The organism is Methanococcus aeolicus Nankai-3, from assembly GCF_000017185.1.
Classification (GTDB): Archaea; AGJL01; Methanococci; order Methanococcales; family Methanococcaceae; genus Methanofervidicoccus; species Methanofervidicoccus aeolicus.
The window spans coordinates 1,342,424-1,357,347 of record NC_009635.1; the positions used below are offsets into that span (position 1 = coordinate 1,342,424).

General features: G+C 30.9%; 14 protein-coding genes and 1 other RNA gene. 7 read left to right on the top strand and 8 right to left on the bottom strand.

All coding sequences use genetic code 11. The features are described 5' to 3' along the window. Nucleotides 1–94 precede the first annotated feature (94 nt). From porA to MAEO_RS06555, 4 genes are all read left to right on the top strand, one after another. Nucleotides 95–1,255: a pyruvate synthase subunit PorA gene (gene porA, locus MAEO_RS06540; RefSeq protein WP_011973991.1), complete on the top strand. Its 1,161-nt coding sequence runs from the start codon at nt 95–97 to the stop codon at nt 1,253–1,255. Nucleotides 1,256–1,291: 36 nt separating this feature from the next. Next, nucleotides 1,292–2,185: a pyruvate synthase subunit PorB gene (porB, locus tag MAEO_RS06545; protein ID WP_011973992.1), complete on the top strand. Its 894-nt coding sequence runs from the start codon at nt 1,292–1,294 to the stop codon at nt 2,183–2,185. 105 nt (nt 2,186–2,290) lie between these two features. Next, nucleotides 2,291–2,812 carry a 4Fe-4S dicluster domain-containing protein gene (locus MAEO_RS06550; protein ID WP_011973993.1) on the top strand — a complete coding sequence of 174 codons (522 nt, stop codon included), beginning with the start codon at nt 2,291–2,293 and terminating at the stop codon, nt 2,810–2,812. A gap of 106 nt (nt 2,813–2,918) precedes the next feature. Then, nucleotides 2,919–3,335 carry a 4Fe-4S dicluster domain-containing protein gene (locus MAEO_RS06555; RefSeq protein ID WP_011973994.1) on the top strand — a complete coding sequence of 139 codons (417 nt, stop codon included), beginning with the start codon at nt 2,919–2,921 and terminating at the stop codon, nt 3,333–3,335. A 35-nt stretch (nt 3,336–3,370) separates the two neighbouring features. Here the strand turns inward: MAEO_RS06555 and MAEO_RS06560 are convergent, their stop codons facing one another. Together MAEO_RS06560 and ffs are read right to left on the bottom strand one after the other, a co-directional pair. Further along, a complete protein-coding gene (locus MAEO_RS06560) occupies nt 3,371–3,877 on the bottom strand; it encodes a YfcE family phosphodiesterase (RefSeq protein WP_011973995.1) in 507 nt (168 codons plus the stop codon). Between the two features lie 42 nt (nt 3,878–3,919). After that, nucleotides 3,920–4,235: signal recognition particle sRNA (ffs, locus tag MAEO_RS07830), an RNA gene on the bottom strand. Nucleotides 4,236–4,407: 172 nt separating this feature from the next. Here ffs and ftsZ point away from each other — a divergent pair. Together ftsZ and MAEO_RS06570 are read left to right on the top strand one after the other, a co-directional pair. After that, a complete protein-coding gene (ftsZ, locus tag MAEO_RS06565; protein WP_011973996.1) occupies nt 4,408–5,508 on the top strand; it encodes a cell division protein FtsZ in 1,101 nt (366 codons plus the stop codon). Nucleotides 5,509–5,588: 80 nt separating this feature from the next. Then, nucleotides 5,589–6,101: a transcriptional regulator gene (locus MAEO_RS06570; protein WP_011973997.1), complete on the top strand. Its 513-nt coding sequence runs from the start codon at nt 5,589–5,591 to the stop codon at nt 6,099–6,101. A gap of 144 nt (nt 6,102–6,245) precedes the next feature. On the opposite strand, the gene MAEO_RS06575 is transcribed toward MAEO_RS06570, so the two are convergent. From MAEO_RS06575 to pheS, 3 genes are read right to left on the bottom strand one after another with little or no spacing between them, the layout of a single operon-like run. Beyond that, nucleotides 6,246–7,031 (bottom strand): DUF1188 domain-containing protein, encoded by a 786-nt coding sequence (locus MAEO_RS06575; protein ID WP_011973998.1) that lies wholly within the window; start codon nt 7,029–7,031, stop codon nt 6,246–6,248. Nucleotides 7,032–7,067: 36 nt separating this feature from the next. Then, on the bottom strand, nt 7,068–7,571 hold the full coding sequence (locus MAEO_RS06580; RefSeq protein ID WP_011973999.1) for a DUF3236 domain-containing protein: 504 nt from the start codon (nt 7,569–7,571) through the stop codon (nt 7,068–7,070). A gap of 45 nt (nt 7,572–7,616) precedes the next feature. Next, nucleotides 7,617–9,158, bottom strand: a complete 1,542-nt coding sequence (pheS, locus tag MAEO_RS06585; RefSeq protein ID WP_011974000.1) for a phenylalanine--tRNA ligase subunit alpha — start codon at nt 9,156–9,158, stop codon at nt 7,617–7,619. 140 nt (nt 9,159–9,298) lie between these two features. On the opposite strand from pheS, the gene MAEO_RS06590 reads away from it, so the two are divergent. Beyond that, entirely contained in the window at nt 9,299–10,324 is a 1,026-nt protein-coding gene (locus tag MAEO_RS06590) for a TIGR01212 family radical SAM protein (RefSeq protein WP_011974001.1), read from the top strand. Between the two features lie 41 nt (nt 10,325–10,365). Here MAEO_RS06590 and glyS read toward each other — a convergent pair whose 3' ends face one another. The 3 genes from glyS to MAEO_RS06605 form a co-directional block, all read right to left on the bottom strand. Next, entirely contained in the window at nt 10,366–12,105 is a 1,740-nt protein-coding gene (glyS, locus tag MAEO_RS06595; protein WP_011974002.1) for a glycine--tRNA ligase, read from the bottom strand. 111 nt (nt 12,106–12,216) lie between these two features. Then, a complete protein-coding gene (locus MAEO_RS06600) occupies nt 12,217–13,098 on the bottom strand; it encodes a triphosphoribosyl-dephospho-CoA synthase (protein ID WP_011974003.1) in 882 nt (293 codons plus the stop codon). A gap of 181 nt (nt 13,099–13,279) precedes the next feature. Beyond that, nucleotides 13,280–14,923, bottom strand: coding sequence for a COG1361 S-layer family protein (locus MAEO_RS06605; RefSeq protein ID WP_011974004.1), 1,644 nt, complete (start codon nt 14,921–14,923; stop codon nt 13,280–13,282). Between the last annotated feature and the right edge of the window lies 1 nt (nt 14,924).

Consider the following 14,924-nt stretch of genomic DNA (forward strand, 5'->3'; position numbering starts at 1 on the left):
AGCAATAATAATTTGTTATAATTAAAAGGAATTCAATATAATTGTTTGTTATTTTAAGCAATATTTAACAATATACAAATAAAAGGTGTGATTCATGAGTAAAGTTAAAATTATCACAGGAACATCCGCTGCTGCGGAAGCTGCACGATTATGTGATGTGGATGTTATTGCAGCATACCCAATAACACCTCAAACAACAGCCGTGGAAAAATTAGCTGAGTTTGTTGCAAATGGGGAATTAGATGCTGAATATATTAAAGTAGAAAGCGAACATTCGGCAATGAGTGCCTGTATGGGGGCAAGTGCCGTAGGTGCAAGAACATTTACAGCAACTTCTTCACAAGGATTGGCATTAATGCATGAAATGTTATTTGCCGCAAGTGGAATGAGGCTTCCAATTATTATGATGAATGCAAATAGGGCTTTATCTGCACCAATCAACATTTGGAATGACCAGCAAGACAGTATTTCACAAAGAGATACCGGATGGATTCAAATGTATGCAGAGGACAACCAAGAAACTCTTGATTTAATAATACAGGCATTCAGGATAGGAGAGCATGAAGATGTATTACTACCTGTTATGGTTAATTTAGATGGATTTATATTAACCCATACAGTAGAGCCTGTAACATTACCTGATGAAGATGCAGTAAAAGAATTTGTTGGCATATACGAACCGAAACATACATACATGGACCCAGATAGACCTATTACCCAAGGTGCAGTTGGTGTTCCAGAATATTATATGGAGTCAAAATATGATATTCAAAAAGCTATCGAAAATGCAGAAGATGTAATCTTAAAAATAAATAAAGAGTATTCTGAAAAATTCGGAGGAGTGAATGGAAACGGATTAATTGAAGAATACAATTTAGAAAATGCAAAAACTGTATTTGTGGCAATGGGTTCAATTTGTGGAACAATTAAAGAAGTAATTGATGGATTAAAAGAAAAAGGCGAAGAATACGGTTTATTAAGAGTAATTACATATAGGCCATTACCTACAAAACACATTAAAGAAGCCCTAAAAAATGCTGAAAATATAGCAATATTGGATAAAAACATTGTTCTTGGTATGGATAAAGGAGCTTTATTTGTAGATTTGGCCCATACGCTGAAAGATAAAAAAACCGCTAATTACATTATTGGATTGGGTGGAAGAGATATAAAACCAGAGGATATTGAAGGCATAATAAAACATGCTGAAAATGCAGAAGATGGCGAAACAAAATGGGTTGGATTAAATCAATAAAAAACATTATAAAAATAAATAAAATTAGGTGATTATATGACAAATCAATTTCCACGAGAGGAGCTCCTTGCACCGGGACATAGGGGATGTGCTGGTTGTGGGGCATCAATTATTGTTAGACAGGCGTTAAAGGCAGCTGGAAAAGATACAATAGTAGCAAATGCAACAGGTTGTTTGGAGGTTATGACCACACCATATCCTGAAACAGCTTGGAATGTGCCTTGGATTCATGTTGCATTTGAGAATGTTGCAGCAGTTGCAAGTGGTATGGAAAGTGCTGTAAAAGCACTTCAAAGAAAAAGAGGAAAATTCTCCGATAAAAAAATAAATGTTATAGCATTTGGTGGAGATGGAGGGACCGCAGATATTGGATTCCAAGCATTAAGTGGAGCAATGGAAAGAGGACATAATATGCTCTACATAATGTATGATAATGAAGCATATATGAATACAGGAATTCAAAGAAGTAGTTCTACGCCATTAATGGCTTCAACTACAACATCACCAGCGGGTAGTGTAATTAGAGGAGAGGACATGCCTAAAAAAGACATGCCTATGATTGTAGCAGCTCATGGTGTTCCATATGTGGCTACGGCATGTTTAAGTTATCCTGAGGACTTCATGAAGAAAGTTAAAAAAGCATGCGAAATAGATGGGCCTGCTTTTATACATGTATTCCAACCATGTACCACAGGATGGAGATATGAAACAAAAGATACTGTAAAATTGGGAAGATTGGCAGTAGAAACAGGAGTATTTCCATTGTATGAAATTGAGAATGGAGATTTTAAAATATCATACAAACCAGCTAAAAGAAAACCATTAATTGAATATTTAAAACCACAAAAAAGATATAGGCATCTAACAAATGAAGATGTTGAAATGTTACAAAAGGCAGTTGATGAGAAATGCAAATTATTGGGATATTAAATAAAATTAAAAATTTAAATTATTATATAATTTTTTTTAATTAATAATTTTTAATTTTTAGCTTTTTAATTTAATATATTAGTTTATTGTTATGGCGGTGGAATTATGAAAAAAATAATGATGAAAAATAATGAATGCGATAATTGCGGGGACTGTGTAAAAGCATGCATGGAGCTCCACAAAATAAGCAGGATTGCAATATTGGAACATGAAGAAAAATATCTTCCAATAGTATGCCAACATTGTGCATCTGCACCATGTAAGGAGGTATGTCCAGTAGATGCAATATATCATTTAGATGATGGAACCGTTTATTTAGATGAAGAAAAATGCATTGGATGTGGATTATGTCCTATGGCATGTCCATTTGGGGCAATTGTTATGTCCGATGTGGCAAATAAATGTATATTATGCTCTGAACAGGAAGGAGAATGTGCCTGTGTAAAAGCATGCTCAAAAAGATGTTTAGATGCTTTGGATGTAAATGATACAATATTCTCTAAAAGAGACAAAGTTATTGAGAATTTTGCTAAATTAAACAAGCCTTCAAGTGGCAATAAAGGCAGAGGAAATATTGTCTCAAAAATAGCAAGCTCTGCAAAAGTAGGAAACCCATTAAAACAGTAAATTAAAATTATATATTAAAAAATTAGTTGGAATATCCTTACTACCTAGGAGCTCCTGAATAGATTCTATATTTTTCTTATTTTTATTTTATATTTTTGGTGAAATAATGAAACTAATGCCAAATGTCAAAAATTGCGTGGATTGTAAAAGATGCGAAAGGGTATGCCCAAATAATGGCATGATTGTAATAGATGGGGTGCCATTAAAATGTATGCACTGTGAAGATGCACCTTGTTTAAATATATGTCCAGAAGGGGCAATTAAAAGAATAAATGATAAAGTAGTAGTAATTAGTGATGAATGTATCGGGTGCGAGTTATGTGTAAGTGCCTGTCCATTTGGGGCTATGAGAATGGATTTAAGTTCAAAAGTTGCATATAAATGTAATGGATGCTATGAATTAGATGAAGAAGTATGTAAATTAGCCTGTCCAACAAATGCCCTTGATTACAGCGAAAAAGAAGTAGAGGAAAAACAAAAAATATATGTTTCCAAACTTAAAAAAATATATTCATATATTTAATTAATAATTTTTTATTTATTTTTTTATTCCTTTATTCATTCTATTAAAATTATTTCTGGTTTTAAAACATCTTTTTTAATTTCGAACGACATAACCGTTTTTAATGGAAACCGCGGAACAGTTGGGCTACCGGGATTTAATAACAATATATTTTTATTCAATTCTGGAATGGTTATTTTTTTTATAAGTGGTATATGAGTATGTCCTGATATAAGAACATCTAATTCATTTTCCAAACAATAATACTTCATTTTTAATAAATCTCCCCTCGGGTATATTTTATCTCCATGAAATATTCCGATTTTAAAACCATTTATCTCCAAAAATATTTCTTTTGGCAATGCCATAGTATCCATATTGCCTTTAACTGCAATAACTTCTGATACACCATCAATACTATTTAAATTATCCAATATACCATTTGAAGTAATATCTCCACAATGTATTATTTTATTTACATTTTTAAATTTATCATATATTTCGTCAGGGAGCTCCCCCACTCTATCGGTTATATGGGTGTCTGAAATAATTCCAAAAAGCATAAAATCACAAAATTAAATTAATATATTGTTATCGTTTTTAAAAAAGTGGCTTCCTTGGGATGGATATGCAATTTACCATCCATTGCCCCTAAGTTCTGTTCAATTCCGCTACCCTATGGGCGTCGGAGTTCCGCCTACCGTTGCTCCCTTCCGGACCTGGCGGGGTTCGGCAAATAAAAAGAGTTTTCTCCATCCCTACAGATGGAGCTCCCTTACCACCTATACCCCATAGGACGAAATATCACCACAAAGCTCAGGAATGAATGGTAAATATACATACCTCTCCCAAGTTTTCGGCTTCTGCATAAAGGCGGTTTCAGATTACAAGGGACGCCTAACCCCCCAGCCTAGCCATATTATACTTTATGTTATCACTATATATACTTTGCGATAACGATAGACATAAACATTAATAAATCTTATGGTTATTATATATAATTATAGATATTACATATGCCCATATATGTAATAGAACACTATATAAACCATAATATAATAAATATATATTAAATAAAAAAAAGAGGAATATTATGAGATTGGTTAATGAGGCATTATCAAGTAATTCAGAAGAAATACATAATAAAAACGCGTCAAGAGATGATTTTGGAAATGCAAGTATAATAGTAATAGGATGCGGGGGCGCAGGAAATAATACTATCCATAGATTAACGGAAATAGGTATTGAAGGGGCCGAAACAATGGCTTTAAATACCGATAAACAACATTTAGAACATGTAAATGCAGATAAAAAAATTTTAATCGGCTCTACATTAACAAGAGGATTGGGGGCAGGAGGGTACCCAGAAATAGGAAAAAAATCCGCTGAATTGGCAAAAAATGTATTAGAAGATGTTTTAAAAAATGCTGATTTAGTGTTTGTTACAGCAGGGATGGGGGGAGGAACAGGAACAGGCTCCGCACCAGTTGTGGCAGAAATAGCAAAGGAAAATGGTGCCGTTGTTATTGGAATGGTTACATATCCATTTAAAATAGAAAGAGCAAGATTAAAAAAGGCTGACGAAGGACTTGCAAGACTAACAGAAGCTTGTGATACTGTTATTGTAATAGATAATAACAGACTGGTTGAGTTTGTTCCAAATTTGCCATTAAATGAGGCATTTAAAGTTGCCGATGAAATTATTGCTCAGGCAGTAAAAGGAATTACAGAAACAATATCTCAGAAGAGTCTTATTAATATTGACTATGCTGATGTTAGGTCTGTTATGACTGATGGTGGCGTTGCTATGATCGGGGTTGGAGAGGTAGATTATGAAACAAAAGGAGATAGAATAGAGAAAGTTGTTAAAGATACTTTGAGCTGCCCATTATTGGATGTGGATTATGCAGGAGCTACGGGTGCAATAATCCATATCACCGGAGGCACAGATTTAACAATTGGTGAAGCAAATGCCATAGGAGAAGGTATAACTCAAAGTATGGACCAAAATGCAAATGTAATTTGGGGGGCTCGACTTGACCCATCAATGGAAGGGTGCATAAGAGTTATGACCATAATCACAGGAGTAAAATCCGCAAACATACTTGGGAAGGAAAAAAACAATGGAAGAAGGATAATCCCAAAAAACACTCAAAAAACAAAATCCTCATTAAATATTGATTATATCGTATAATTATAACCTAATATATATAATTAATATTTATATATTTATTTTCTACATATTATCCTTTCTTTTTTATATATTGTGAGATTATGAAAGCACATCAACGATTACTATTAAGTTTGGATTCCAATAACTTTATAGACGAATTTAAAAAGATTCTTTTAGAATTAAATGTTCCTTTGAAGGAATTTTCAGAATTGTCTGATATACCATATAGCACATTATATAAGGTAATTCAGGGCAGGGATTTTAGAATATCCACTTTAATAAAAATAATAGATACAATTAAAAAATTTGAACAAAATGATAACGAATTAGATAAAATAGCCGTGATTGCAGCACGACCTGCTTTAAATCAAATTCAACATAAAATATTTTCAGTAAATGGAAAGGATTATTTATTAAAAGAATATCCTTCAAATACTCTTGAAGAATGCATAACAGCAGCAATACTGGCAGAACGAGAAGGCGTTAAGGCAATAATTTGTGCCCCCATTGTTAGTTCAAGTATTGAAAAAGTTGTAAGAATTCCGGTTGCAGTAGTTATTCCAAAAAAAGAAGAGTTTATAAATGCTCTTAAAATAGTGGCAAATAAAATATAATAAAGTTAATAAAAAGTAAAAAATAATGAAGAAACATAAATGAAGATATGATATATTTTATTTTAAATCATTATTATTAATAATTTTATTGTATTTCGTTCGGGAATTTTTTACGCCCTTTTGTGTCATATGACTTAGAGTTTATTATTTTATTTTTTCAACATAAGAATATATTCTATCTATATTTTTTAATAATATATTATTTATTTCATTTTCAAGATCTTCGTCTAAACAACTTACTGTTATGGCAGGAGTATTTACTTCATCTATAAATTTTCTAATGTCTTTTTCGTGGAATAATATGCCTTCATAATATTTTAAATTGGGAAGGGCATATAATACACCATCTAACTCTTTTAAGTCATTGCAAGAATCCATAACTGTATCTATTACAAGAGTCATACTTCCAGATGTTTTTGATACTTTTGAGGTTCTAAATGTATTTAAAAGACCTCTTTTTACGCCTTTATTCAATCTATCCACTGAATTATCTATATTATTTATATCTTTATCAAATGTACCTTTTGGATTTTCTACAATTAACACCGAAGGATTTAATTTTGATATTATTTCAGGAGATAGGCCCCCAATTCCTGTTAAATCCACCACTAAATCAGGATTTAATTCGCCATTTCTTAAACTTAAATTAAATTTTGATGAGTCCATAAATTTTATTTTTTCATTAATTATGATTTCTTTTAAATGTGGATGAACATCTACAAGTATTACTTCATCACAATCTTTTGTAAGGGCGTCCGCAACAAAATTACCACATAAATATGCCCCAAATACAATTGCCTGATTAAATTCTTCCCCCTCTAAAAAATATTTTATGGCATTTGCTTTTTTTTCTACTATGTTGTATATAATATCATTAATTTTTATTTTAGAATTTATTGTTTTTACTGTTTCAGTAATTCCATATTTCATAATATCACCAATAAAATTTATCTGTATAATAATATATCAAATACTAATATCAATATTAATTCCAATTCGTTCAAGTGCTTCATTAAGTTCATCTTTAACGGCATCTTCAATATCTTTTTTATGAATTAAAGATGTTGGGGAAAGGGACGCAGATAAACATCTACCTTTATTATTCATGATTATTAGCATGGAGCCAGAGCCCGGAGCTCCAAGCCTACCTCTTGCTATAACAATATCGGCATCGGAGGTATCCACTGCAATTAATCCTTTATTAATCGCTGGAAATCTAGTTAAATCAACAGAATTTGTGGGCAGGTCTAATTTTTCAATAGTTGGCAATGGTTTATCATAATTTTTAAATAAAGATATTAAGATGTTATTTATTATGTCAAATTTCTTTTTATTATTTGTAGCAACTACAATTTTTTTAGCATTTAATATTTTATTTTGAATATATAGGAGCTCCTCTATTTTATCCCCGCATCTTTTATTAGTTATGGACTCCAAATATGCATCTTTTATTATTTTGTTGTTGTTCATTATTTCTCTCTTTACAGTTATGAATATTAACTATAATATTTTATACTATGCCTTTTTCAACCAATTTAATTCATTTTTATGGAGCTCCCTAATATCTGTTAATCCCCATCTTAACATTGCCAATCTACTTAATCCAATTCCCCATGCCAAAACTGGTTTATTTATTCCCAATGGCTCTACTACTTCGGGCCTAAATACTCCCGCACCAAGGAGCTCCAACCAACCTCTGCCCTCTACGAATACCTCGGCTTCCAATGATGGTTCTGTGAATGGGAAGTATGCAGGTCTAATTCTCACCTGTTCAAATCCTAATCTATTTAAAAATTCTTTTAATAATCCAATTAAATTGTCAAAATGCACACCCTCGGCTAATATTATGCCCTCACACTGATAAAACTCAGGCAAATGACTATAATCTATTGCCTCATTTCTAAATACTCTATCTATGCTAAATATTTTATGGGGTTTTTCTTTTTCTTCATCTGTTAATGAGGCTAAATATTTTATTGATGATACTGTTGTATGGGTTCTTAATACTGTTTTTTTGGATATTTCTTCATCAAATTCATATCTCCAGCCTTTTGATATTTTTTTATCTCCTACCATTCCTTTTTCATGTATTGATTTAATATCCTTTACCATTTCAGGTATTTCTCCTTTATTTGGGTATCTTAAAAAGAATGTATCTTGCATATCTCTTGCAGGATGGTCTTGCGGTTCAAATAAAACATCAAAATTCCAGAATTCTGTTTCTACAATTGGATTTTTTACCTCTTTAAATCCCATTCCAATTAATACCTCTTTAACATCATTTATAATTCGTGTCATAGGGTGTAATTTAGCAGGATATACTTCCTCTGATGGTATTTTTGCATCATATGGTCTAATGTGGCAATCTTTCCATTTCCCACTTACAATATGCTCCCTTGTTAGTTGGGATATTTCTTCTTTTATCTCAATGATGTTGTTTTTTATAAATTCAATACCTTTTTCCGTTAATTCTATTGCTCTATCTACTTCTTCCTCAATTGCTATAAATCCTCTTTTTTGGAGATTATTTATTAATTTCTTTTCTTCGTCATTGTAGTTATTTAAATCGCTGTTTTTGTTTTCTTCATTTATTTTTATTTTGTTTAATGTATTTTCTTCTTTATCTTCATACTGCAAATTTTCAATTATTATATTTCCTTTTTCTATTTTAGCTATTTTTTTCTTTTTTAAATTGCCTAATGCAGGATTTACTTCTGATTTGTCTAAAATATTGCCTAATTCTTTAATTGGGATATTTTTTAAATCATTTTCAATCATATAATTTGCAACCTGTCGCTCTGGAAGTCCTTTTTCTACTACTTTTTTTCCTTCCTCCGTTAATTTGGCAATTTTTGATTTATTTTCGATAATATTAACTAATTTTTTATCTTCCGCAGATAACCAAAGAGCCGTTCTCATTACCTTTGTTTCCGAGCCCATTAGCTCATTTTTTGCTAATCCCTCAACAGATAATTTTGTAATATTTTTATTGTCATATGCCTCTTGAAATATTTTTAAAAGTTTTTTCTCGTCATTGTGTAGTTTAAAATCTTCCATAGCTTCACCAAATATATAAAATATATTAATATGTTATTAGTCCTATTTTATAATAATAATTGATATAATAACTATATTTAATATAATTAATCATAACGAATATACGAAGGTAGAATATTTAATATTTGCGGGTGAATTTTTTGAATAATAATAGTAATAACAGTAATTGTAATAGTAATAATTACAATAACTACAATAATAGCAATATTATTAAAAAAAACATAGTAAATGAAATTTACTCCGAAGGATACAAAATAGCCCAATATGGAGTATATATGAAAAAATTAAAGCCCTACAAAACATTTAAAATACCAGTTGATGCGAGATGCACATGCCCAAATAAAGATGGTAATATTGATACAAAGGGGTGTATTTTTTGCCCAAAAATGGGAAGGGATATTGTTCCGCCATATTGCAATTTAAAATATTCATTAAAAGAGCAAATCGAAACCCAATTAAAGCACCATAAAATAAAAGGGCTAAAAAAATTTTATATATATTTTTATCCTGCAACAAATACCTATGGTGATTTAGATAAATTAAAAGAATTATGGGATTTTGCACTATCTTATAAAGATGTAATAGGGTTATCTTTGGGAACTAGACCAGACTGTTTAAATGGTGGGGTATTGGATATACTTGAAGAATATGTAAAACAGGGCAAAGAAATTTGGATAGATTTGGGCATTCAAACTATGAACCAAAAAACATTGGATTATTTAAATAGGGGGCATACCGTAGAGGATACAGAAAATGCCATTAAAAACTGTAAAAAAAGAAATATTTTTGTTTGCGGACATATTATATTGGGACTACCAAATGAAGGTTGGAAAAATATGATGGATACGGCATATATATTGGGTGATTTAGAAATAGATGCCTTAAAAATATATCCGTTGTTGGTGCTTAAAAATACGGAATTAGAGCAATTATATTGGAAGGGAAAATATAGAACACTTGATAAACAACAATATGTTAAACTTGTTTGTGATTTTTTAGAGAGGAGCTCCCCATATACAATTATTCAAAGAATATTAAAAGACAGAGCTCCGAAAAATATTGTAATATCTCCAAAATGGAATATAGGTAGGTTACCACTGTTAAATGAAATATCAAATGAATTGAAAAAAAGAGGTACAAAACAAGGATTTTATTTTAATAAATAAAAACAAAAAAAGAAATAATAAATTAATTCATTAATAACCTATTATAATTTGTTTTTAATATAATCTACAACTTCCTCTATTTTTATTCTAATTTGCTCTCTGGAATCTCTTTCCCTTATGGTGATGGTGTTATCCTCTAAGGTTTGACCATCTACTGTAATACAGAAGGGAGCTCCTACCTCGTCCATTCTCATATATCTTCTTCCTATTGCTCCGCTGTCATCATATTCTGCAAGAATTCCGTTTTTTCTTAAATTGTTCTTTATATCCATGGCAATTTCAGGCATACCTTGTTTATTAACTAATGGGAATACACCAACTTTAATCGGTGATACTGTTGGATTAATACTTAAATAGGTTCTATCCTCTTCCTCATTAAAGGAATGTTCCAACAAACAGAATGTAATTCTATCTATTCCATGAGATGGCTCAATAACATGAGGTAAAACTTTCTCCCCCATAACTTTCTTTTGAACTTTTTTAGCCGTTAAATAGTCCTCCAATATTGTAAATTCTTTATCTCCTACTTTTAATATATATTCTTCTCCATTTTTAATGGTATTTACTAATTTTTCCATTTCATTATTATCTAATTCATTTAAGGCATCGCTTACTAATTTCATATCTTTTTTAAATACTTTGCCCACAACTTTATAATTTAATTCTATTTCGTAGGTCTCAATTTCCTTTGGTTCGTCATATTCTACAAATATGCTTAAATCTACACCGCTGTTCTCCATATGTGCTTTTAAGTCAAAATCTGTTCTATCGGCGATACCTACACACTCAATCCAGCCAAATCTATCTGTGTATATTTCGGCATCCCAACAGTCAATAGCATAATGTGCCATTTCATCTGGTAAATGCTGTCTAAATCTTAATTTGGAGCTGTCAATACCTATATCCAACAAAAACCTTTTTGTAATTGCTACAAAATATGCAATTGTTTCATGCCTAATAATATTATTTTCTACGGCATCTTTTAAAGACATATTTATTACTTTTTCATCTTTTGGCAATGATTCGTCCATTTGCCTACTTGCAGGTAATAGGGGTATTACATCATTTTCAACTTCTTTAAATTTCTTATGCTCCTTTATTGTAGGATGCACGAAAAATTCCGCCTCTGCCTGTGTAAATTCTCTTAATCTAATTACTCCCTGCCTTGGTGAAATCTCATTTCTGTATGCTTTTCCAATTTGTGCAACTCCAAAAGGAAGTTTATTTCTAAAAAACTGTGATAATCTTCTAAATTGAATAAATATTCCCTGTGCTGTTTCTGGTCTCATATATCCTATTCTATTTCCACTTGGGCCTATTGAAGTAAGGAACATTAAATTATAGCTTTTAACCTCTCCAAATTGTCCGCTACATTTTGGGCATGTGATTTTGTGAGTCTCCATTAATTGTTGTAATTCCTCTAAGGTTTTGCCCTCTGTATCTATATCAATATTTTCCTCTATTATATGGTCTGCCCTGTATGATTCTAAACATTCTTTACATTCTATCATAGGGTCTGTAAAGTTATCCACATGCCCAGAAGCTTTTAAAACATCGTGGGGGGTTATTGTAGGGCAATCTATTTCGTAAAATTCCTCATTTGTAATATAATGTTTTCTCCATGTGTCTATGATGTTATTTTTTAACATTGCTCCTAATGGGGCATAATCTACAAATCCGGCTATACCACCATAAATTTCAAAGGAGCTCCATAAATATCCTCTTCTTTTTGCCAAATCCATAACTTTTTCATATTTGTCTTTTGTGTTTGGAGTTTCCATTTAATCACCATTTTTTAATATATGATTTTTTAATATGGGTATATATTATATTATGATTACATTATATGCCCTACATTATATATTATTTATTTTATCTATATACAACTATATTTACCATAGCACCGTGTTTTTATTATTTATTCTATCCAATAAAAATATCATTAATGAGGAGGCTATTAAATCCGCCGTAGTTCCTGGATTTAATTTATTTCCTTCATTTGATAGAAATTTATCAAATTTTAATAACGACTCTTCATTAAAATTATTTAATACTTCTTTTGCTTTATCTGATACCATTTTTGAAGTATTTTCGTCTTTTTTTCTTGCTATTAGCGTATCTGGGTAATTTGAAAGTATGTTTAAAAATGTTTTTGTTGTTGCCAAATTTATATTGTTGTATTGTTCATAATATTTATTTAATAAATTATATCCTTCAAATGAAATATTAAATCCTTCTGTCCATTCATAAGATATATTATCCCAATCCGCCGATATTTTGAAAACATCGTATAGCGTTAAATTTTTTTCTCTTAATTCCTGTTTTGCATCGTTTTTTTGGGCATCTGGTCCTTCTTTTGGAGGATTTATATTTGGCATGGCTATTTCAATTGCCTCATAAACAGCAATTGCGTCATCTGTTGTAGTGTTTTTAACTGTGTTTTTTATTTCCCTTTTAAGTGTATTTATGTTAAATTCCTCCATCTGTCCTACTGTGGTGGCTATGGGGGTATGTAGCATAATTATACCTAAATTTGCATTAGATGGCGACCATTTTTTTGATTCTATAACTGCCAATTTTATATATTGTCCTATGTTTTGGGGGTCTTTTGAGGCTTTATATATTATGTCTCCAAAAGCTACGCCCGAATTAAGGAAATGATGGTATTTTATGTCGTCATAGTCTTTATTTCTATGGACATTTCCCGGTTTAAAACTGCTAACCTCCAAACAACAGGCTATTTGAGATGCTTTCATAATGTCAAATGAGTTCATAAATTTCACCAATGAAAATTAAATAAAATAATGAGTAAAAAAGATAATATTTTTTATGTTTTATAGGTAAATTATAATTTATATTATAAAATAATATTGCAATTAGGGCAAAATAAAAAAATAGCAAAACAAAAATAGTTAAAATATAAAAATATAAAATATATTTATTACTTGGTTTTTATTAATTAGTTTCTTCCTTTTTCTTTCTATTACTATATCTATAATACACTCCTACAATTACTACAATTACTACAATTGCCATAACCATAGTAGTTATTCCACTATCTTTATTATCTACGGTTAATTCAATGGCCTCTTGGGATATATATATACTGTCGTCTCCACTTTCCCTATCTCCTGTGCTACGGAGCTCCACAGTTAATCTATAATCTTTTGGTTCTGCATCTTTATCCACTTTAACCTCTATAATTGCAGTTCCAGTTTCTCCCGGTTTTAATGTTCCAATGTAATCAGTTTTTTCGTCAAATTCGAAAGGTTGAACCGCATTTTTTATGGCACTAACTTTTATTGATTCTCCCCTTGTATTCCCTATATTTTTAACAGTTATTTTTATTTTGTTTTTTCCGGGTGTTAATGTCTGTTTTTCGGGTATTATTGCAATTATTGGCTTTGGTTGAACGAATATTTCTATATTTTGGGTTGTGTTGTGTTTTTGGTTGTATATGTCTAAATATTCCATAGTTAATGGAATGGTGTATTTTTTAGCAGGTGCGTATTTATCTACATCAATATAAAAGCTAACAGTTTTACTTTCTCCACCACTTAAACTTCCGAGAGATTTAAAGTTTGCGGAGCTCCAACTATCTTCAAATACTGAATCATTTAATTTTAATTTTAAAAGTATGTCCTTTGCCCTTCCCTGTCCGTTGTTTGTAATTGTAGCATCAATTCTTACTTTATCGTCGCTGGGTTTAATTTCTTTGGGAGTCGTTATTATATTGGAGATTCCTAATAATATATCTCCTTGCACCACTACACCAATATTTATAATTTCGGTCTTTTCTGTTCCATCTTCGTCTATCCATTTTATAGTGGCAGGGATTAAATAAGAACTTTCTGGTGTGCGTTCGTTTGTGTGTAAATTTAAATATATTGTATTTTGGGCATTTGGTTTTAGTGCTCCAATATAGAATTTTGTAGTTCCAATGGGTGAAATAAGTTCATTTCCGCCTACTGATATTGTGCATTGTTTTGCCGTTCCTGTTCCTTTATTTATTATGTTTAATGGTATCGTGGAAGTTCTTGAAGGTATTAAAGCACTATTATCTTTATTATTGCCATTTCCAACAGTTATTTCAAAATTTGCCTTTCCATATACTGGAATATAATATATTTTTGTGAATTTTCGTTCTGTTTCTGTGGTTTCTCCGTTATCGGTTGAAACTTCGGTATATTCTACTGTTATATCTATTCTGTAATCTCTTGAAGTAGCTTCTTCATTTGCATGTAATTTAAAGTAGGTAGTATCACTTTCACCAATATTTAAATGTGGAATATTTGCTGTCCCTTTTGTGGGATTAACTTGCTTTATTTCAAATGGATAATGTGGCGATATAGATACTTTAATATCTTTAATATTGTTGTCGCTATTGTCATTTACTACTTTTAGCCATAAATCTACATCGTCCCCGGGGTGTATAGTTGAAGGATTATATTGGAGCTCCCCCATTTGAACGGCATAATTTGAATTTATCGCCATCGATAAAAATGCCATAAGCAATATTGAATAAATGAATTTATTTATCATTTTATTTTTCATATTATCTTTTTTGATTTTTCTAATTTTATTTTTTATTCTTTCCATG

Coding starts and splice junctions, on each gene's coding strand:
- porA (WP_011973991.1), top strand. CDS start 95: ATGAGTAAAGTTAAAATTATCACAGGAACATCCGCTGCTGCGGAAGCT.
- porB (WP_011973992.1), top strand. CDS start 1,292: ATGACAAATCAATTTCCACGAGAGGAGCTCCTTGCACCGGGACATAGG.
- MAEO_RS06550 (WP_011973993.1), top strand. CDS start 2,291: ATGAAAAAAATAATGATGAAAAATAATGAATGCGATAATTGCGGGGAC.
- MAEO_RS06555 (WP_011973994.1), top strand. CDS start 2,919: ATGAAACTAATGCCAAATGTCAAAAATTGCGTGGATTGTAAAAGATGC.
- MAEO_RS06560 (WP_011973995.1), bottom strand. CDS start 3,877: ATGCTTTTTGGAATTATTTCAGACACCCATATAACCGATAGAGTGGGG.
- ftsZ (WP_011973996.1), top strand. CDS start 4,408: ATGAGATTGGTTAATGAGGCATTATCAAGTAATTCAGAAGAAATACAT.
- MAEO_RS06570 (WP_011973997.1), top strand. CDS start 5,589: ATGAAAGCACATCAACGATTACTATTAAGTTTGGATTCCAATAACTTT.
- MAEO_RS06575 (WP_011973998.1), bottom strand. CDS start 7,031: ATGAAATATGGAATTACTGAAACAGTAAAAACAATAAATTCTAAAATA.
- MAEO_RS06580 (WP_011973999.1), bottom strand. CDS start 7,571: ATGAACAACAACAAAATAATAAAAGATGCATATTTGGAGTCCATAACT.
- pheS (WP_011974000.1), bottom strand. CDS start 9,158: ATGGAAGATTTTAAACTACACAATGACGAGAAAAAACTTTTAAAAATA.
- glyS (WP_011974002.1), bottom strand. CDS start 12,105: ATGGAAACTCCAAACACAAAAGACAAATATGAAAAAGTTATGGATTTG.
- MAEO_RS06600 (WP_011974003.1), bottom strand. CDS start 13,098: ATGAACTCATTTGACATTATGAAAGCATCTCAAATAGCCTGTTGTTTG.
- MAEO_RS06605 (WP_011974004.1), bottom strand. CDS start 14,923: ATGGAAAGAATAAAAAATAAAATTAGAAAAATCAAAAAAGATAATATG.